Here is a 21,342-nt window from a genome sequence, read left to right as displayed (position 1 = left end):
AATTTATTAATGTACAATATATGCATGTTAATAGTCAGTAATAGCTCAAAATGTATAACATATTTGGTTACTTCGAAACTTGTGATAAGCAAAGTGGCAAGTTAGATGGCAAAAGTTATCAATACACCACAAGAGATCATGTGACAATTTACTTCAATAACACACTAGCCAGTTTAGGTGGATCATGGAGAGAATTTAAAGAAGAAGCATATGGGTTTATATATGATATCGGAGCTTGGTTGAAAGAAACATATGAAAATCTCACTGAACGACCTGAAATGGTCAGGTAAGGAAGCAGTATTACTACTACCCCCTCCCTTAGAAACGCAGCATGCAGGTTTCCCAACACTACGCTTGAGCCCCTTATCTAAGTTCTTCTTTTCTAGAACCGGCTTGTCCTTCATGATTCCTCAGGAAACATCATTCTTAATGGTGACACCAACAGTAGAGAACCTTCTCTTGAGAAAGAGCTTGCTAACATTCTTGTTCGTTTCACTCTCTCATCAAAATACTTTTTCCATTTTAAGTCAAGGGGATTTGCATCCGCTCTGATTTTAACATGTCGTCTGATAGGTATATCAATCAGCTTAAGCAGTCTTAAATACCGTATCTCTTTTGGTTTGTTCTTGCATAGGGGTGCAGCAAAAACCCATTGGCGTTGACCCATTACTTTGAAGTAACGATTCTTTATCCAACGTAATCCTTTACGAGGATGTCTTTTCTTTGCCCATTTCCATAAACTATGCCAAATTTCATTGTCGATCTTTCTAAACGCTTTTTTAGCACACTGACCTTACCCAGAAAAAGTAGACAGAAAGTTAAGACGTTTTTGAAGTAAAATAAAACGTTTTTTCAAAGAGGTGTGGTATGACAAAAAGAAAAGAATATACAGCAGAATTCAAAATTGAAGCTATAAGACTAGTAAAAGAAACAGGTCAATCATCAGCAAAAATAGCAAGAGATTTGGGTATTAGCGGTGATTCATTAAGCAGATGGGTAAAAACATACAATGATAGAATGTCTGGAGTAGATGCGTTTCCAGGAAAAGGGAAAGTAGCTCATTGTGACAAAGAAAAGTTTGATTTAAAGAAAGAGCTGGCAAGAGTAACGAGGGAAAGAGACATTTTAAAAAAAGCCCTGGGATATTTTGCAAACCAAAAAGAGTAAAATATTCTTTTATAAAAGAACATGAAAACTGCTATAAAATACGGGAATTATGCAGATTTTTGAACGTATCTGCTTGTGGTTATTATAAATGGATTACTAAGGAAAAAAACAACAAAAAATCAATAAGAGAAGAGCTCATACAAGATATTCAGAAGGTATATCGAGCATCACAATGCAGATACGGAGCTCCTAAAATTCACGCTGAATTAAAGGCTTTAGGTAAAAATTATAACATCAAAACAGTGCAAAATGTTATGCAGAAAAATGGCATTCAAGCTAAGCTTAGACGAAAGTTTAAAAGTAAAAAACCACAAATAGACAATAGAGTTATAACTCCTAACATATTAAATCAGAATTTCATCGCTGATCAACCTAACAAGATATGGGTAACTGATATTACGTACATAAAAACTAATGAAGGATGGTTATATTTGGCAGCAATAATAGATTTATATTCACGCATGGTGATTGGCTGGTCAATGAGTAATGCAGTAAATAGGCAATTAGTTATAGATGCGTTATTCATGGCTATTGGTAGGCGCAAATCTGCTAAAAATCTACTATTTCATAGCGATCAAGGATCGCAATACACCTCTAAAAATTATCAATTTTTACTAAGTACAAAAAATATTACTTCTAGTATGAGTCACAAAGGTTGTTGTTATGATAATGCTGTTTCAGAGAGCTTTTTTAGTTCACTTAAGAGAGAGTTACTCATTGATACTTCACAACACTCTGCACAACAAGCTAAAACCGCAATATTTGAATATATAGAAATTTTTTATAATAAACAGCGTAGACATTCTACTATTAACTATTGCATTCCTGAGCTTTTTGATTCATCATTCTCATAGCAAAAACGTCTTAACTTTCTGTCTACTTTTTCTGGGTAAGGTCATCTCATAGTTGGCACATTAGGCCAATATCTTGATGATTGCAATCGCTCAACCTGGCTTCCTCAATGTGAAGGAGCAAAAACTGCTAGTGAAATTCCAGGTATTGTTGATGAAGTAATTAGTATGGTTGGAATCAAGAAAGATGATGGTACAGAGAAACGTTCTTTTGTCTGTCAGACTATTAATACTTGGGGATACCCTGCTAAAGATCGAAGTGGCTGCCTTGATATGGTTGAAGAACCGCATCTGGGTAAATTACTTGCGAAAATTAAAGCCAAAACTTTTGCGCCTATTGCTTAATTAAAAATTGGAGAATAGTTATTATGGAACAAAGCTTTTTCAATATCGGTCAAAAAATTCCCTTTTTCAGCGTAAAAGAGTATTTAAACGACAAAGCACCGATACCAGAAGATATAATCTCACCAAGGATTTTAACAAAAAGAGGTCTATTGGTACTAGGTGGCCCACCTAAAATTGGCAAAAGCGATTTTCTAATTTCATGGCTTGTCCACATGGCTGCTGGAGTTTCATTTTTGGGTATGACTCCAAGCAAACCTATGAAAATTTTCTATCTGCAAACTGAAATTGAATATGAATATATGAAAGAACGTTTGCAACAACTTCAACTGGATAACGAACTTTTGAATATAGCTGCCAATAACTTAATCATTACACCAAGAGTACAATTATCTTTCAGCAGTGAAGAAATAGATGAAATTAAAAATGTTATTAAAGAGCGTTTTAAACCTGATATTATTGCAATCGATCCTCTTCGTAACATTTTTAACTCAAGTGAATATGGCAATGAAAATGACAATAGCGCTATGCTATTCTTTTTGCAAAAAACGCTTGAAAGACTGAGAAATGTTATCAATCCAGATTCGGGCATAATACTCACTCACCATACAAAAAAACTATCCAAAAAAATGTTAGAAGAAGATCCATTTCAAGGCCTAAGTGGTGCTGGATCTTTACGTGGATTTTATAGCACTGGCATGGTGATGTTTGCTCATGATGAGGAAAGCACTGTCCGTCAAATAGTATTTGAGCTTCGTAATGGTGAACGTGTAGCAAATAAGCTTGTTGATAAGATAGATGGTCGTTGGAAGCTTGCAGACCAATGGAGTAACTGATTTTTACTTAATTTATAGGAGACAATATGTTATCAGATTTTTTAACTGATTTTAATAACGCAAAACTGCAGAGCAATTTAATACCAAAAGGTACAATAGTCAAGGTAAAAATGACAATTAAACCAGGAGGTTATGAAAATTGGTTCACTAAAAGCTACACTACTGGCAGCATCTATTTAAACGTTGAATTTACTGTCACTGAAGGTCCATATGCAAAACGCAAGATTTTTCAAGTAATTGGTATTAAAAGTGGCAAAGCAAGAGTTGAAGGAGAAGATACTTGGGGAGAATCTGGTCGTTCTATGCTTAGAAGTATTTTAGAGTCAGCACGGAACATTCATGCAAATGACACTTCAGAAAAAGCAGTGATTGATAGAAAAATCAACTCTATAGCTGATTTTAACGGGTTAGAGTTTACTGCAAAAGTTGGTATTGAAGCCGACAGTAGATACGGAGATAGAAACAGAATTGCTACAGTTGTTACTCCAGAACAAAACAATGGTATTGAATCTGACTGGTTACCATTTTGAAGTACGACGAACTGGGCTGCTGTTATTACTAGAGCTCTTCAGGATGCAGCAGGAAGGAACCTAAAACTTAAAAAAGAGGCTTGTAAATGGATTCGATCACGATCCTTTGAAACTGTTTGTGAACTCGCCAATCTGGACTCTAAACGTTTAAAGAATATGTTGATTAAAAAGGAGGGAAATTTTATGGGTTTTTCATCTCAAAAAGAGATTAAATCATTGTTAATTGATAACATAAAAGAATGTGTATCTTACTTACTTCCGGGTGGAGAATTTTATCAAGATAGGTTCTATCTGGCAAATTTAGGTAAAGATAAGATAATAGTTGAAATAAAAGGAGAGAAAGCAGGAATTTGGAATGACATTTATAAAGAAAAGAAGGGAGACATACTCAGTCTTTGGACTTTAGTTGAAGGTAACATAGATTCTGCTAAAAAGTGGTTGAACGCTAAAAAAAATTCCACGTTGCAAAACAATGGAGAAAAAGCATTTTCTGTAAGACACTACTTAAATGATAAATCACCAATGCCAAAAGATATAATAGGGCCAAGAATATTAACTCCAGGCGGTCTTTTGGTTATAGGTGGAACTCCAAAAATCGGAAAAAGTAATTTTCTTCTTTCCATGTTAGTACATTTAGCTGCTGGAGTATCATTTCTTGGTATGAAGCCTGCAAAGCCACTTAAGATATTCTATCTACAGAATGAAATGGAATATGATTACATAAGAGAGCGCTTACAGAAGTTAAGAGTCAGCAAGAAAGCCCTTGATGCAGGAACAGAAAACTTAGTTATTACTAAAAAAGTACAGTTAACTTTGAATGTGGAAAAAATAAAAGAAATTATGTCGGAAAATCTCGATGTAAAAACAGTTGATCTTATAGTGATAGACTCTCTTTTTGATTATAGGAGTATGATCTCTTTTCTGCAAAATAGTATTGATGAACTACGCTCTATAACTAATCCTACGGCTGGAGTAATAGTTACACATTACACCAAAAAAGTGTCAACAACCACGTTAAAAAAGAATCCATTTCAAGCATTGAGTGGTGCTAATGTTTTAAGAAGTTTATATACATCTGGAGTAGTAATATTTAAACCTAGTCAGCATAGAAATGTTCTGCAAGTAATGTATGAACTCAAAAATGGAAGACCCATACCAACAAAATTCATCAGTGAAGTTAACGGACACTGGAAAACAGCTTAGTTGAATTTCATAAGTTAAATTTTAATATATTGGGGAATTTTATGGACATCTATTGTGATTTTAATACAGCAGCACCACATGGACATTACAAACCGTTATTAGAAAAAGAACAGCTAAAAGATCAGCTTTTGTTAAATATCAGATCATGCCTTTCATATCTATTACCAAGAGGAACTGTTCGTGGTGATAAGTTTTATGTAGGCAATGTACAAGGTGATAAAGGAAAGAGTCTAGTAGTAGAATTAAGTGGTAGTGAAGCTGGCCTATGGCATGATTTTGCAACAGGAGAAGGTGGTGACATTATCGACCTTTGGGCGGGAGTAAATAGAAAAAGTACAAGAATAGAGTTTCCTGAAGTAATGGCTTCTATAGCTGAGTGGCTTGGTCATTTCAAAACTTCAAGTAATCCAACTGCATATTGGGATTATTACGATGAAAACGGCCAAGCTATTGTTAGAGTCTATCGTTATGATGATAATAATGGAAAGCGATATCTTCCTTTTGATATAAAAAAGTCCGACTTTGGTGCACCGAAGATAAGGCCACTCTATAATATTCCAGGTATTTTGAAGTCCGATAAAGTTATTCTTGTTGAAGGAGAAAAATGTGCAGAAGCGCTGATAGAGAAAGGAATAACTGCAACAACAGCAATGTCAGGAGCAAATGCACCTATTGAGAAGACAGATTGGACTCCACTTAAAGGTAAACACATTATTATATGGCCAGATAATGATGAAGCAGGCAAACGATATGCTGAAAATGCTGCAAAAAAGCTGTTAGATCTTGGAGTTGCATCACTTGCTGTGCTTGAAATTCCTCAAGATAAGCCTGAGAAATGGGATGCCGCTGATTGTGTAAAGGAGGGTATAAGCATTGAAGAATTTTTAGCTTCAACTCCTTTACTTACTATTGATACCACATCTACTGACATTCCAAATACTTCAAATATGAAAAGTTTAGAAAGATCTACAAAACAGCCGCTTAACATTTTAGACTGGAGTGTGAGTCGTTATTTAGGTTCAGTACCAATACAAAGGTTTCTTGTTGAAGGTTTATTTCCTTTAGGTGTTACCTCAATAGTAGCTGCTATGGGAGATACAGGTAAAGGTATGCTACTCCTTGACTTGGCACTTAAGGTTGCAAGTGATGCAGATCAGATATGTGGTTTTGGTTCCCTTGTTACAGAGCATGGATCAGTGGTGATTTTTTCAGCAGAAGATGATGCAGGTGAGATACACCGTCGTCTTGATCGTCTTGATCCTGGTAGCAAGAGAGCAGAATATCAAAATCGATTATTTATTATACCTATTCCAAATACGGGAGAGCCCTTTTCTATAGTGAAAAGCAACATGCGTGGTAAATGTCCTGAAACTTCAGATAAATTCGAAGACATCTGTGGACAATTAGATAAAATTAAAGATCTAAAACTAATAGTATTTGATCCACTAGTATCATTTGTCCATGCTAATATAAACTCAGATCCAGAAATGGGATATTACGCAATTGGGCTACTTGCAAGCTTAGCAAATAAAACAGGAGCAGCTGTAATTGTAGCACATCATATGAGAAAACCTAAGTGCAGTGAACCGATTACGACTGTGGAACAGGCAAGAGATGCGATAAGAGGTACAACTGCACTTGTTGATGGTGTGAGGTGTTCTTTTGCATTATGGCCTGCTTCAACAGAGCATCAGAATACTGTGTTTAATACATTAAAGGTTAATAAAGTTAATAATGCAGTATACCAAGGAGCTATAGTTAAGTCTAATGGAGCAACAGATAGGAATATAAGAACTTACTTACGCTCCTCAACTGGCTTGCTTGAGGATATATCTGAGGAATTTAAGCTTGGAAAATTATCTGATGAATACTTAAAAAAGATACTGATGCAAGCTATTGCAGTGTCAGCAGAAGAAGGTCATCCGTTTACTCATACAGGTGGACCAGGAGTGTTTCAACAACGGCATAGATTACCAGCTGCATTTCATGGTGTTAGTAGGCATAGACTTGAACGTTTAGCACAGGAACTATTAAACGAAAGAAAAATAGTAAAAGGTATGGCTACAAACTCAAAAGAGGATAAATGGCTTGATATCAAAACTGGTTCTTTTGCCAGAGGAGAAGGTAAGTTTAAGCTAGGTGCAGGAAGGTTTGAAATAGGTAACTTCTAAAAAATACTTAAAGCTCACTTATGAAAGTTTTGTGGGTTCATTTTGTCTCTCTGAAAGTAAGGTTTTAAGAACAAAAAATGAATTCCACACGACCAAATTTCCATGATTTCCGGAAAATTTATCAAGATTTGGAAATTAGAGTATATTCACACTTAAACTATTGAAATTCGTTGATTTTTAGCCATCTAATATAAGAAATATTACGTTTCCATTTCCAAAAAATTTAGCTAATTTGGTAACACTCAAACCCGCTACAGTGGCTAATTTCCACTTTCCGAGAATCTTATATATTATATATATAAATAATAATAAATGATATAATAATAAACTAATATAAAATACAATAACTATAGTAATGGTTCATAATAGCTTTTAACTAGTAAGCGAAAAGAAAGAAGTTTGGAAAGGTTGCCACAAAACATTATTAAGATATTTACATTTAATGAAAGATACAATTAGCGCGGTTTTAAAACGATTCTACGACTTCAGGGTAGAATTATTACCACCAAAATCTAAGTTACTCATGTAGGGTAGCTTAAAACTCGATTACGAGGCATTTCTAAATTATTTTTTATCTAAAACTTTTATTTATTACAAAAAACCCTACAGTTAGTTTATCGTGTTTTTTGTTAGTTGCAAAGAAAATTTTTCAAACCTAAAGAACAAATGGTTAGTAGACTTTTTGAAACGTTATTTTTGCAACAGCCAACTTATGTCACTTCTATCATAGAGAGGGTAACAAAACGCTCCTACCCTTTAAAACGCTTTAGGAGGTCCTTACAACACTATTTGTAATTTAGATTGTGGATAGTTCGTCTTTTTTAAATTAACGCGCGTAGCCTCCCTAAAAACTCGAATAAAAGGCATCTTTAGTAACCCAACTGTTGCAAAGTAAACTTACTAGTAAGTTTAACACATTTTTTACACTTTACAAAGAAAATTCTTCAAAAAAGATTGAACGACTTGTGGTGAGTATAAGGGGTTAATGGAGACTTTATGAAAATACAACAACTTTTATTGCAAATCTCTGAGCAATTGATTACAAAACTCTCAGTAATGAAATCAGCAAATTGTAGAGGAAGCTAAAGGAAAAAAGTTTGGAGTTGCTGCTATGGAAGAAGAAACAGAAGCTACAAAACCCTCTCAATAGTTCAAGATGGAGACAAATATCTAAATTTATTTATTTACGTCTCCAATTTTATCGCGTATAACGGAGACAAAGATTTATATTTCGTATTTTATGTCTCCATCATTTATTGGTAGGCAAACTGAGTTAAAACAACTACTGGAGCTTACAGAAAAAAATACTGCATCTTTTGTAGTAGTCAAAGGAAGACGTCGTATAGGAAAAAGTCGTTTAATTCAAGAGTTTGGTAAGTATTTTGAACAATATTACTCCTTTATAGGTTTGCCACCAGAAAGGCATACTACAACGTCCTACCAACTTAATGAATTTTCTAGACAAGTTGCTAGACAATTTAATACATCTTTTGCTAGGTATGATGACTGGAGCGATTTACTATGGGCAGTTGGTGAACGTCTACTATCAGGAAAAACATTATTGCTGTTTGATGAAATTTCTTGGATGGGCTCAAAAGATCCAACCTTTTTAGGCAAAATAAAAAACTTTTGGGATACACAGCTAAAAAATAATAACAAACTAATTTTCGTTATTTGTGGATCAGCTTCATCATGGATCGAGAAAAATATACTTAGTAGTACTGGCTTCGTAGGAAGAATATCGTTAACTTTAACACTCGGAGAATTATCACTTTCTGATTGCAACGAATTTTGGCCAAAAAATATTTCAGCATATGAAAAGTTTAAGGTGCTTGCAGTAACTGGCGGAATTCCAAAGTATTTAGAGGAGGTAAATTTTAAACATAGCGCTGAAGAAAATATTAAAAGGCTTTGTTTTACAAAAGGTGGGTTTTTAGTTGAAGAATTTAATCAAATATTCTCAGATTTATTCATGCGAAAAACGGCTTTTTATAAGCAAATAGTCAGAGCTCTTTCTACTGGAGCTAAAGAACAAGAAGAAATTTGTGCTACTTTAAATATCGTAAGACATGGACGCATTTCTGAGTATCTATATGAACTTGAGCTTGCTGGTTTTATAGCAAAGGATCATACTTGGAGTATAAAAACGGGTACTGATTCACGACTCAGGAGGTACAGACTTCAAGATAATTATTTAAGGTTTTATCTAAAATATATCGAAAAAGATCTAGGAAAAATTGGTCGTGACACCTATTCTATAGGGTTCTTACCAGAGTGGTATACAATTATTGGGCTTCAATTTGAAAATTTGGTGCTGAACAATAGAAAGAATATACATAATATCTTGGGAGTTGATGGAATAATAAGCGAGAATCCATTTTTTCAGAAGAGAACGCGTAGTAGTGCAGGTTGTCAAATTGATTATATGATTCAAACGAAGTTTAACACTCTCTACATTTGCGAAATCAAATTTTCAAAAGATAAAATTGGTCATTCAATAATACAAGAGGTACAAAAGAAAATAGATGCACTAAATCGTCCAAAAGGATTTTCATGTCGTCCAGTCCTTATCCACGTCAATGATGTAAGTGATGATGTTATAGATAGTGGTTACTTTTCACACATCATTGATTTTGGAAAATTATTGAATTGTAAGTAATGTTTTTTCTGACTTAAAAATAATGTCTTTTTAGTTTTTACGTTTATTCTTAACTTATAGAGGTTGCTTATGACTGATACTTTAACTTTAAAAGAAGGAGATATTGAAACTACTGCTTTTGATAATAGCAGTTTTACTAGAGTACTACATGATGGAGAGTGGTGGTATGTAATAACAGAAGTAATAGCTTTTCTGACAGGTAGTAAGAACCCATCTGACTATCTAAAAAAGATAAAAAGCAGAGATATAGGGCTTTCTGAAGGATGGGGACAATTTGTCACCCCCCTTGAAATTAAAACAAAAGGTGGTAAACAGAATGTTAATTGTACAAATGTTGAGGGGTTGTTTCGTATTTTGCAGTCTATTCCTTCCAAAAGAGTTGAGCAATTTAAACGTTGGCTTGCAAAAGTTGGGTATGAAAGACTACAAGAATATGAAAACCCTGAACTTGCACTCAAACGAATCTATGCCGATTATGCTGCAAAAGGGTACCCTCAAGAATGGATACAAAAGAGAATAGAATCAATAGCTGTCAGAAATCAACTAACAAAAGAATGGGGTAATAGAAATATATCTGACCACAATAACAAGTATATTGAAGGTAGGGAATACGCAATATTGACAGACGTAATTTCTGAGGGAACATTTGGAGTAAAAACAAAGCATCATAAGGAAATAAAAGGCTTGAAGAAACAGCCTTTAAGAGATCATATGACGCCGATTGAGCTAATTTTCAATATGCTAGGAGAACAGGCTACAATTGATGAGATAAAGGATAAAGATGCGCAGGGTTATAATAAAAATTTAGAGGCGGCAAAGGAAGGAGGTAAGAACGCAGGCACAGCAAGAGAGGCATTTGAAAGAGCTAGAGGTGTGAAAGTCGTTTCTTCAGATAACTTTTTAAAGAGGATTAAAGATTAAAGTTCTCACTATGAGAAATCTCTGAATTTTATGATTTAAAACGGGAATGTTCAAAAAAGTGTGTCAAAGCGAATTTTTAGTTCAACTCAATTTTTAACCTATCAGGAAAAAAGATATCAAGTTGAGATATAGTTAGAGCCCAATTAGGCAAAGCCATAGCCCATTTTTGCTCTATCTTTTTTATAGCACAATATACCAATTTGTACAAGGCATTTGTACTGGTAAATGAACCTTTGGTTTTAGTAAATTTTCTGATTTGTCTGTGCAACCCCTCAATTGGATTGGTGGTATAAATTAGCCTTCTAACAGGGCCAGAATACTTAAAATAACTAGACAAATTTTCCCAATTGTTTTGCCACGATTTTATGACTAAAGGATATTTTTCACCCCATTTTTCCTCCAGTTCAAGTAAATAATTTTCGGCGATTTCTCTACTTGTAGCACGGTATATTTTTTTCAAATCATTCATAAAAACTTTTATATCTTTGCTGGATACGTATTTTAGTGAATTTCTTATTTGGTGCACAATGCATAACTGTACCTCAGCATTGGGAAATACGCTATTTATAGCTGTAGGGAAGCTTTTCAGACCGTCAACACAAGCTATCAAAATGTCTTCTACTCCTCTCTCTTTTAAGTCATTTAATACGCCTAGCCAGAAGTTAGCTCCCTCACTTTCTGCTAAGTAAAAACCCAGTACTTCTTTTCTGCCATTTTGGTCTATTCCTAATATATTGTACATGCATTTACTTATGCAATGTCCATTCTCTTTGACCTTAAAAAACATCCCATCCATAAATACTATCGGGTATACTGATTGTAGGGGACGACTCCTCCATTCATTGATTATAGGCAGTAATTTATCTGTAATTCCAGATATCTCTGCTGCAGATATTTTATGGTCATAGATTTCTTCCACATAGGATGCTATATCCCTGTATCCCACACCGCTTGCAAACATGTTCAAGACCTTTGTTTCAAGTTCTGGATGTAAGCTTGTTTGCCTTTTTTTCACTATCTGTGGTTCGAAACTTCCCTCTCTATCTCTTGGTGTCAATAGTTCAAATACTCGTCTTCAAAGTTTTGCCATTCTTTCCGTTTCTTCGATTCTTTTCTTCTCTTTCATTGGATAAATGATGCTCTATTTCACCTTCTAGACTTGCTTCCAGCAGCCTTTTTACAAATGGTGTTAATGCTCCATCTCTCCCCATCAATGGTTTACCTTCCCTTATTGATGACAGTATATTTGCTTCCAGCTCTTTGTAATCTACCAGGCCAGTCGTTCCATTTTCTATTTTGTAACTCATATATCAAACCTCTATTTTTTGTTTCTATTTTATTTTTATTTCTCGGTTTGACACACTTTTTTGAACATTCCCTAGTACTATAAGAGAAAGAGAAGTGTGACAGCTTCTCTCTTTCTTAACCACTTGCTGAAGAACGTTTATCTTCTGTGGCATCTGGTGATGGAGCAACTAATCTGCTCAAAATCTCATCTTTTGGTCCCATATCATAAATAACACCATCTGACATGATAATCACTTTATCAACTACGGATAGTAACGGTAGCTTATGAGTGATGATAACAGTGGTAGTATTTTGCTCTCTTGCAACATTGATTGCATTAATCAAGCGCGCCTCTCCATTACTGTCTAAGTTAGCATTCGGTTCATCAAGAACTAAAAGCTTAGTATTACCATAGAAAGCCCTTGCAAGTCCAAGAAGCTGTTTTTGGCCACCAGAGAGTATTACTCCTCCAGGTCCTCCTATTGTTGTATCATACCCATTTGGTAAGCTCAGTATTAATTCATGTATTCCTGCAGTTTTTGCTGCTTTGATTATTTCTTCAGGATTTGGGTCTGGTCTCATTCGAGCAATATTAGCTTTAACACTAGTGTTGAACAACTCAATATCTTGAGGTAAGTAGCCAACATAATTACCAAAATTTTCTCGATTCCAAGTGTATACATCAGCACCATCTAGTCTGACTACACCAGATATGGGTTTCCATACACCAACAATTAGCTTGGCAATGGTGGACTTACCAGAAGCGCTTGCACCAATAACACCAACTACATCCCCTGGTTCTATTAAAAATGATATTCCTTTTACTGTTGGCTTATTACTCCCATAAGGAGTAAAGAATACTCTATCAAATTCCAACTTCCCTTCAGGCTCTGGTAGAGCCATAGTTTGCTCTCTTTTTGGTGATGTTAGGATAAGTCTTTGCAGCCTGCCATATGACATTTTGGCTTGATTTAAAAATTTCCAAGTATGAACTGCTGCATCAAATGGAGCCAATACTCTACCCATCAAAATTGAGGCAGCAATGATACTACCAGCAGTTTTGTGAGCTGTGATTGCGAGTAATGCACCTGTTCCAATTACTGAAATTTGGAGAGTCGAACGTAAAAACTTAGTAATCCCAGTAATCACATTAGAACGATTCTGCGCTGTAACTTGCATTGCACGATTTTGATCATTCCGTTTACACCAATCAGAAACTATAAATTCTGACATACCCATAGCTTCAACCACCTCTGCATTTCGTGTTGCAACATCTATAGCATTAATATTACGTATAGTTTCTTCATTGGTTTCTCTCAATATACGCTTAGTAGCAAGTTCATTCCATACTGCCATTGAAACTAATATAATAATTCCGGCAATAGCTATAAACCCTGTAGAGGTATGTATCATAAAGATGAAAACAAGGTAAATTAACGACCATGGAGTATCAAATAGTGAAAATATACCATTTCCTGTAATGAAATTTTTTATTACCCCAAGATCTCGTATTGCTTCACCGCTGGAAGTTGAGCTCTGCACTGATGTTAGCCTAATTGACCTTACTATTAGGTCTGGTGTTGCAGTTTTATCAATCCAGTCGCCAATTTTTGCCATGGCTAAATATCGACAAGTTTCAAGCATTGCAGAACATGCAAACGCAGATAAAGTAATAATCGTCAGCATAACTAATGTTGATACACTCTCGCTCGATATCACTCGATCAAGTACCTGAGAAGTATAGAGTGGCAAAAATAACATCAACGCATTAATCCCTGAACTAAACCAGAAAATGAACCAAAACGCACTCTTGCATTTCTCTAGACAAGTGTATAGTATACTTTGCTTTAATTCTTTTTTTATTGATGGAGTAATTTCCACAATCTTCCTTTTAACTTAACTATATGCACCATATATAACTTTTATTTCAAAAGTATTAACAGCTATTGCCTTACCCTATCGTTAATATAATAAAATGTTAACATATGCGAATAGGAAAACATAAACTTTTTTATAGCAAGACTATCTAATTCCTTCTCTACTATAATCTTATACGATAGCCTTGCCAATTGTTCTATGTTTTCCTTATCTACTACTCAATGACAGTTTACTATAATGCTTACTATCACTCCTCTGAAAGTTGATGCTATCAGAGTCAGTGATTACAATCTGCATCTATTTTCCTCTTTCTATATGATCAGGAAGTATTACATATTCCAATGATCTAGCTGTAATTGCTCTTTTTCTCACACAAGATGGACTTGAATATAACCTTGGTCTATATCTTTCGAATTTAAAACAGTCAACAGTAATCCACTCCTCAAAGTTAGAAAGTATTAGAGATGGAGATTTACTAACTTCCTTATCACTCACAGAATTATTTGCACTACCATAACTCACATGACTCGCTGCACTATGATTGTTACCACACTCTTCTCTTGAGGTTGAACCGCTTGGATTAAAAGGAGTCGAAAATGTTGAATACCCATTGGTATCACCAAATCGTTTTATCAACCCACAGTTTTCTTCATTCATTTTTGTAATATTCTCTTGATTAGCACCTTCTGATAAGCTTGATGAAGCAATAAGATCTTCTTTTTTCTTACTAAAGATATTGCCTATTTTTAGCTTGGTTGCAACATTCTTGAATTTGTTTTTCGGAGCTTTTGGTTTAATTTCTGGATGCTCATTTATAGTAATTACACATGATGGATTATCTAACTTGTCCATTGTATTTTGTACTCTACTGTTGCGTCTTGAAAACAGACTAAGTTTTGCTGTTAAATCATTCAAAACAGGTGAACTTTTTCTACCTTCTAAAGACTTATTCGAACATGGTACTGCACTACCACCCCTACTCATTTTCTGAGGAGAAATATTGAGTTTGTCTTTACTCTCTAATCTAGTTTCATGCGTAAACTTGTAAAGTTCATTTTCCAATCGTGAAATATCTTCTGCATTCTTTATTAATAGTTCCAATATTGAGTTGTATTCCTCCAAATCATGATCCCCTACTTTTGTCTTAGCTAACTTTCCTGTAGCCTCTTCAATTCTGTTCATTTTTTCAGTATAGTTTTCTATCTTACGTTTAACAGGTTCTTTTTGAAGGCCAATCACTAAGTTGTATAAGATAAGTAAAAATGATATCGAAGAAAATGCAATGGAAATCCAGGTAAGAATTTCTTCCTTTTCAGGTTCTGCATTATTATACTTAACGCAAACAGAAATAATCACACTTGATATTGACATGGCCAGATTATAGTAGTCTAGAAGCTTTTTGCTTCTTTCTTGATCTTCCATATTAAGTCTATCATATTTCCTTTTTTTGTTTTCCCTTATTTCATAAAAGAAATCTAAAAATAACCTCAAGATATTTGTGTCGCCATGTTTAAAAGCATAATCTAAAGCTGTTTTTTTTGCATTATCCTTTATATCAAAATTTATCTTCTTATTTACAGTTTTCTCTCCGGTGCTGATTGTTAGGTAGAATAAGGCTTTAATAGCTTTTTCCCTTAAGCGCTCATTTTGTTTACGCTTTTCTAAAACCAACTTTTTCAAAAATTGACCTTGCTTAAAATCCTCATTTATAGTTTTTTCAAAATCATTATCACTCATTACAAGATAGTGTAATGCTGTTCTTCCAGATTTAGATACAACATTTAACATTTTCTTATTATAGGGGTAATGATTATCTGTCATAAAATATTCTATTAACTCAGCATTAAGGCTCATGGCAGCTAAATGTAGAGGTATAAGCCCTTGACTGTTTGTGTTAAAAAGTGGTACTGTGTTCCTAATAATTGACTTAGCAATACTTTCAATAACATACTGAGAGAATCCTATGTCGTCGGCAAGAGCAGCCATGTGTAACGGTGTATTGTCATTTTCATCATATAACACTTTGATGTTAGCAGCCACCTTTTTACCTACAAGTTCTTTTGACACAAATTCAAGACATTCCTTATTGCCGCTCAAAATAGCTGCAAATAACAACTTTTTTTGTGTATTTTGTTCTAAAAAAATACCCTTTGGGCTTTTTTTTACCAAATACTTAACGCATTCTACTCTTCCACTGAGGATAGATAAGTGTAGTAAAGTTTGTCCATCCTTATTTTTCTTACTTAATATTTCTCCCACTCTCTCTTTTTTAAAAAGGTGCTCAAGGCATGATTTATTACCAACACGTGCTGCCATATGAAAGACGGTGTCACCGTTGCTATTCTCACGCAAAACCTCTTGATAAACGTCAAATTTCTTCTCTTCCAACTTTTTTTCTATCATGCTTAAAAACGATAAATCAAGTTGGGCAGCAAAATGTAAAGGGGTGTTTCCTTCATTATTACTCTTATTTATTTGCATGCTTCTGTCTATTAATAGACTCACACATTTTTTTCTTAGTTCTGTTTCTGTATTACTCGATAGAGCTAAGTGTAGGGCCATATTTCCTTTGCGTGTTTCTGTACTTAAATCGTAATCAGGAAATTTATTGAGTAAAAATGTTAGACAATCATACTTCCCGTACATTGCAGCTAAATGTACAAGATCTCTTCCATACTCACCTTTGGATTGAAGTATGCTATTTCCTATATTTTCATAAAATAGCTCTATACAATATGTATTACCATGTATAATAGCAATATGTAAGGGGGTGTTACCTTGTTTATTCTGAACAATTTTTGCACCTGATTTAATAAACAATTCTATTAGCTGTTTATTTCCATGTTTTGCAGCTATATGCAATGGGGTGTTACCATCTACATTTTCTTGATCAATTTTACTGTTTGGTCTACCTAAAAATTTTAGATGCTTTATAAGAAAATTTATGGCATTTTCTTGAGTTTCTGAGTTACCTGCAATCTTATGAAAAGGATTCTCATTATATTTATTTTTTAAAAATTGTACTTGATTATCAATGAAGAATTTTATGCACTCAGCATTTCCAGATTGCACAGCATAGTGTAATGCGTTATTTCCATATTTATCTGTTTTAATTTTCTCCTTATCAAAAATTCCTTTTGCTGTCAATATTTCTTTTAAATATTCTAGGAGGTTAGGACTTCCGCTTCTGGCAGCATAGTGTAACTCAGTTTTATTATTGGTAGTGCAACTAAAATCTGCTTCATTTTCTATGAGAATTTTCAAGCATTCTTTATTACCAGATTTAGCCGCATAGTGTAGTGGTGTTTTGCCATCTCTATCTTTATTCCTTAATGCTTCTTCAATGTCAAAATTAGAATTTTCTATCACAAAACGTAAAATATCTTCTTTACCCAACTCAGCTAAATAATGTAGAAGTGTTTTATCATTACTATCTGCAAAATTCTCCAGTTTTGTAATCAATTCTTTCTTCATACCAAGAATTAGAGATACAGCCATTTTAATATCACAATCCCTATTTTTCTTTTGTTGTCTTTCCCTAATTCTTTCAATAGCCACTGTTAATAGCGAAGAACCATCATTACTTATTATATTCCATCCATCTTGACAAAATTTTTCAGCTAATGAATCACTTATATTTTCTTCTAAAATCCTGCTTTTTATATAATCAAGATTATTAGTACATATATTATAGTTTTCTTCTTGAGTTACTTTGTTAATATAATCATATATGATTATTAGGTCTTGCTTATTGACTTTATCTTCTGAATTGCCTTGTAATGAAGAGAGGTCTATATTACTAATTGCTTTGGCCATACCAACGTTTACCGCAACAAATAAACCCGACCTGATTGTCTTTGCGCTTGTACTAGATTTAGCTTTGAAAACATTAGTAACTGTGTCAAATTTATTTTTGAACATACTGTACCTCATAAATAATAATGCCGGTAGTGAATAAGGCTTTAGTAGATACCACTGTAATTTTTAAGCCTACAAAAATTCACCAGCGGCCGCATTATATAGTAGATAATTTTTTGTGCTAGTAATATTTTTCTAATTCCCACTTTTGCCTTGGTGCAAAGTCAAGAGAATCTACATAGTTTCTCTGTAACCTTTCAATTCCTGTCCATCCAACCATCACTGCATTGTCTGTACATAAATTGCTTGGAGGAGAAAGCACGTTCAAATCTATGTATTTTTTCAATCTCTCCTTCAGAAAATTATTTGCTGCAACTCCACCGGTAATTACAAAATCATTGATTTTAATATTTAAGGATGCAGTGATATCAATAGCATTTCTGACTCTATCGAGTAATATGTCGCTAATACACTCTTGAAACGAAGCACACATATCGCAAACATCTTGCTTGCTCATTGCAAGCTCTTTAACTAAGTTTTTTACTGCTGTTTTAATTCCAGAAAATGAGAAGTCACATCCAGAACGTTTTATCATTGCTCTTGGCAGCTTAAATCTCATACCATCACCTTTTTTAGCTAACTCTTCAATCAATGGACCTCCAGGATAGCTTAGATCCAGCATCTTAGCAATTTTATCAAACGCTTCACCCAGCGAGTCATCAAGTGTTTTTCCAAGTTTAATATACTTACCTACATCCTGTGCAATTAAAAATTGACAATGGCCACCCGATATAAGTAGGACTAGAAATGGAAATTTAACCTCATATAGCAGCCTAATAACTAATGTGTGTGCCTCTAAGTGATTAACTGCAATAAACGGTTTTTGTGCTACATGCGAAATTGCTTTAGCCATCATTGTACCAACTATTAGTCCACCTATGAGTCCTGGTCCTGATGTTGCTGCAATTGCATCTAGATCACAAAAGTTAAGGTTAGATTTTTCTATAGCGCTTTTTACTAGACCACTTAAATGCTTCATATGAGCACGTGACGCTATTTCAGGTATTACCCCACCGCGTTTTTTGTGCTCTTCCTGAGAAAGAATTTCGTGAGCAAGGACTTGCTTATTACTATTTACAATTGCTGCTGCAGTTTCATCACAGCTTGTTTCAACAGCTAATATAGTTTTCATATATATTTGAACTCTTTAATTGTGAGAACTATAACTTGAAATGTTGAAGAAGTGAACTTTGTTCTGTTAAGCTAATTATCATCTCCAAATATAGAACCAATTTTTTTACTCCCAGAGGAAAATTTATTAGTCCAACTGCTTTGTACTTTGTTTATATCTTTAAAGGCAGTTTTATTGCTATACTCCTTTACTTCTTTATCTATTATCTTCATTATTTGTGGATCCAGGCATCTCTTTTTCCATTGGTTAGTAGCAAGAAATACTTTATTTAAATCTTGAGTGCGAATTAGATATTCTTTATCTTTAGGATAAACTTCCTGAGCCCAAGCAAACAGCTCAAAATAGCGTGCGAATAACTCAGACGCACGTGATTTTGGAGTTTGGTAAACTTGTATCTCCTTAAATATAATTTGACCAATAATTTTTTGTACCAGAATATTTGACTGCTTTAAGTTCTGCTCAATATCCTGATAAACTTTATAGAGAAATTCTTGCTCTAAGCTTAAGTTCAGTTCATTTTCAACCATATGTGAAAGTTCATGTACTATGATGTAAGGATTTGACCTTCTTAGCACAATAACATACTTATTTAAACCAGAAGAACGAATTGTCTTACACACTCCCTCTTCCATATCCACTAATCCTTCTTGATATATTTCAAACGAGAGTCTAGTTTGCTTTATTAGTGACAAAGTGAGGTTTAATGTATTTCTAAACTTCTCAAATTGATAGAGATATTTGACATATTGTATTACGTTTTCACTATTTCCTACTTGAGTTGCTTGTTTTATTAAGTTCCTGATTAGCATGCTTCATTATTAAAGGAATTTTCTTTATGCTCAAGAATTATAAAGTGTTTTCAGGAAGTATAGCTAAAAAAGTTTAATTTACTTACATTCCGCTACTTATTATTAGCCAAGAGGTATCACGTCAGTATGACTTAGGAATGTACTAGATATAAAAGTGCAATATCAAATATATTTTACTAAAAATCAATCAACTTTTCACATGTTTGCTCTTCATAAAAGAAGCTCAATGTTATCGTAGTACCAAGTTTTGCTTCACTTTGAATGTTGAAAGTCCCACCCATTAACTCTACTAATTTCTTGCTTAGAGGTAATCCGATACCTGTGCCTTCGTTTCTATATCCCGAATCTGCTTGGCCAAAAACGGACATAACTTTATATATGTCCTGCTGCATTATCCCTATTCCATTATCATGAAACTCAATAGTTAATAAATTTTTTTCTATATTCTCTTTAATAATCATTCTTATTAAACCACCTTGAGGAGTGAACTTGATTGCATTTGATAACAAATTTATTATAACTTGCTTCATTCTTTTGGGATCGGCGATAACTAATAATTGTTTATCAGATATCTCTTTCTTTAAACTAATACCTGTTTCTTTTAGTTTAGGTGATAACATTTTTAAGCACGAATCTATTATCTTATTCAGATTAAACTTCACTTTCTCTACTGTTAAACTACTTGATTCAGCTTTAGAAAAATCGAGCACATCATTAATCAAAGCAAGTAAATGTGTACCAGCATTATATATATCGTCTACGTATTCCTTGTATTTAGAGTGATCTACCGAACCTAAAGTTTCATTTTTGATCAACTTTGCAAATCCAATAATAGCATTAAGAGGTGTACGCAACTCATGTGTAACACTTGCAAAAAATTTTATCTTATTTGCATTTTCTTGCTCTAATGCCTCTTTAACCCTTTGTAATTCAATATTAGTTTTATGCTGCTTGGCTAGCATTTGGGTATTGGAAAAGTGCAAATAAAGCATTATTAGTATTAAGATAACCAGTAATAAGCCCATTAATATTGAAAATAGACTATATACCATAATATAAGAGTCATTATAGCTTTGAATGATCTTCAAAAAAAATGAAGGCTTAATGTCATCTTCATGAAATATAGGGAAAGTAGAAGTTAATGTATTTCCTGTAGCGTAAAATATTTCTTGATTGCTTAGCAATTTATCAATTTCATCATTTGTAAGCAACTGCTCATAGTCATGACCTTGAGTATTAAAATTACTGAAAATTACTCTGGCATTTTGATCATACAGTATTAAGCTAAAATTTCTTACTTTGCTTACTGATTGTAACAATTCAGCACGCAATTTTACCAACTGGTTTATGTAATCAAAACTGTTATATTTAATATGATGTTTTTCTATTAGTAAATAATGATATTTTTTTATTATACTATTTTCCAATAGATCTTTTAAGTTTGCATTTGAATTACGGTAAAAAGAAAGAAAATTATTCTTTAATGAATAACTGCGGTATATTGTGCCCAATAAAACCACAAAAATTAATAAGAATAGCGAGATAATTTTTGTATATCTATTTGTTTTTAGTGTAGTAAAAATTAATTTACTTAATTTATACATATTCTTCTCATTGTGAAATAACGTCTTTTATGGT

General features: G+C 33.7%; 13 protein-coding genes and 3 pseudogenes. 9 read left to right on the top strand and 7 right to left on the bottom strand.

What is annotated here, in order from left to right; genetic code table 11:
- The first annotated feature begins 50 nt into the window (after positions 1–50).
- Positions 51–290 (top strand): WD_0964 family protein, encoded by a 240-nt coding sequence (locus ACQH21_RS01690; protein ID WP_425384364.1) that lies wholly within the window; start codon positions 51–53, stop codon positions 288–290.
- A 110-nt stretch (positions 291–400) separates the two neighbouring features.
- Here ACQH21_RS01690 and ACQH21_RS01685 read toward each other — a convergent pair whose 3' ends face one another.
- Positions 401–667, bottom strand: a complete 267-nt coding sequence (locus ACQH21_RS01685) for a hypothetical protein (protein ID WP_264331194.1) — start codon at positions 665–667, stop codon at positions 401–403.
- A gap of 200 nt (positions 668–867) precedes the next feature.
- On the opposite strand from ACQH21_RS01685, the pseudogene ACQH21_RS01680 reads away from it, so the two are divergent.
- The 8 genes and pseudogenes from ACQH21_RS01680 to ACQH21_RS01645 all read left to right on the top strand — a co-directional run bounded on the left by ACQH21_RS01680 (position 868) and on the right by ACQH21_RS01645 (position 10,680).
- A pseudogene (locus tag ACQH21_RS01680) lies at positions 868–2,021 on the top strand (IS3 family transposase).
- 45 nt (positions 2,022–2,066) lie between these two features.
- A pseudogene (locus ACQH21_RS01675) lies at positions 2,067–2,363 on the top strand (hypothetical protein); the annotation flags it as partial.
- Positions 2,364–2,386: 23 nt separating this feature from the next.
- Positions 2,387–3,196 carry an AAA family ATPase gene (locus tag ACQH21_RS01670; RefSeq protein ID WP_425384363.1) on the top strand — a complete coding sequence of 270 codons (810 nt, stop codon included), beginning with the start codon at positions 2,387–2,389 and terminating at the stop codon, positions 3,194–3,196.
- A gap of 26 nt (positions 3,197–3,222) precedes the next feature.
- Positions 3,223–3,726: a hypothetical protein gene (locus tag ACQH21_RS01665; protein ID WP_425384362.1), complete on the top strand. Its 504-nt coding sequence runs from the start codon at positions 3,223–3,225 to the stop codon at positions 3,724–3,726.
- 183 nt (positions 3,727–3,909) lie between these two features.
- A complete protein-coding gene (locus ACQH21_RS01660; protein WP_425384361.1) occupies positions 3,910–4,929 on the top strand; it encodes an AAA family ATPase in 1,020 nt (339 codons plus the stop codon).
- A 41-nt stretch (positions 4,930–4,970) separates the two neighbouring features.
- Positions 4,971–7,100: an AAA family ATPase gene (locus ACQH21_RS01655; RefSeq protein WP_425384360.1), complete on the top strand. Its 2,130-nt coding sequence runs from the start codon at positions 4,971–4,973 to the stop codon at positions 7,098–7,100.
- 1,240 nt (positions 7,101–8,340) lie between these two features.
- Positions 8,341–9,759 (top strand): AAA family ATPase, encoded by a 1,419-nt coding sequence (locus ACQH21_RS01650; RefSeq protein WP_425384359.1) that lies wholly within the window; start codon positions 8,341–8,343, stop codon positions 9,757–9,759.
- A 69-nt stretch (positions 9,760–9,828) separates the two neighbouring features.
- On the top strand, positions 9,829–10,680 hold the full coding sequence (locus tag ACQH21_RS01645; RefSeq protein WP_047759514.1) for a BRO family protein: 852 nt from the start codon (positions 9,829–9,831) through the stop codon (positions 10,678–10,680).
- 76 nt (positions 10,681–10,756) lie between these two features.
- On the opposite strand, the pseudogene ACQH21_RS01640 reads toward ACQH21_RS01645, so the two are convergent.
- From ACQH21_RS01640 to ACQH21_RS01615, 6 genes and pseudogenes are all read right to left on the bottom strand, one after another.
- Positions 10,757–11,987: pseudogene (locus ACQH21_RS01640) on the bottom strand (IS256 family transposase).
- Positions 11,988–12,102: 115 nt separating this feature from the next.
- Entirely contained in the window at positions 12,103–13,848 is a 1,746-nt protein-coding gene (locus tag ACQH21_RS01635; protein ID WP_064085532.1) for a type I secretion system permease/ATPase, read from the bottom strand.
- A 294-nt stretch (positions 13,849–14,142) separates the two neighbouring features.
- Entirely contained in the window at positions 14,143–17,766 is a 3,624-nt protein-coding gene (locus tag ACQH21_RS01630; RefSeq protein ID WP_425384358.1) for an ankyrin repeat domain-containing protein, read from the bottom strand.
- A 118-nt stretch (positions 17,767–17,884) separates the two neighbouring features.
- The gene (tsaD, locus tag ACQH21_RS01625) at positions 17,885–18,895 is read right to left on the bottom strand and encodes a tRNA (adenosine(37)-N6)-threonylcarbamoyltransferase complex transferase subunit TsaD (RefSeq protein ID WP_064085270.1); all 1,011 of its coding nucleotides are present in this window, start codon (positions 18,893–18,895) and stop codon (positions 17,885–17,887) included.
- 71 nt (positions 18,896–18,966) lie between these two features.
- Entirely contained in the window at positions 18,967–19,704 is a 738-nt protein-coding gene (locus tag ACQH21_RS01620; RefSeq protein WP_010403278.1) for a WD_0702 family putative metalloprotease, read from the bottom strand.
- A 176-nt stretch (positions 19,705–19,880) separates the two neighbouring features.
- The gene (locus ACQH21_RS01615) at positions 19,881–21,308 is read right to left on the bottom strand and encodes a sensor histidine kinase (RefSeq protein WP_010403276.1); all 1,428 of its coding nucleotides are present in this window, start codon (positions 21,306–21,308) and stop codon (positions 19,881–19,883) included.
- Between the last annotated feature and the right edge of the window lie 34 nt (positions 21,309–21,342).

It is taken from the genome of Wolbachia endosymbiont (group B) of Eupithecia inturbata (assembly GCF_964030915.1).
In the GTDB taxonomy this organism is placed as follows: domain Bacteria; phylum Pseudomonadota; class Alphaproteobacteria; order Rickettsiales; family Anaplasmataceae; genus Wolbachia.
This window is presented reverse-complemented; position numbering and strand designations above follow the sequence as displayed.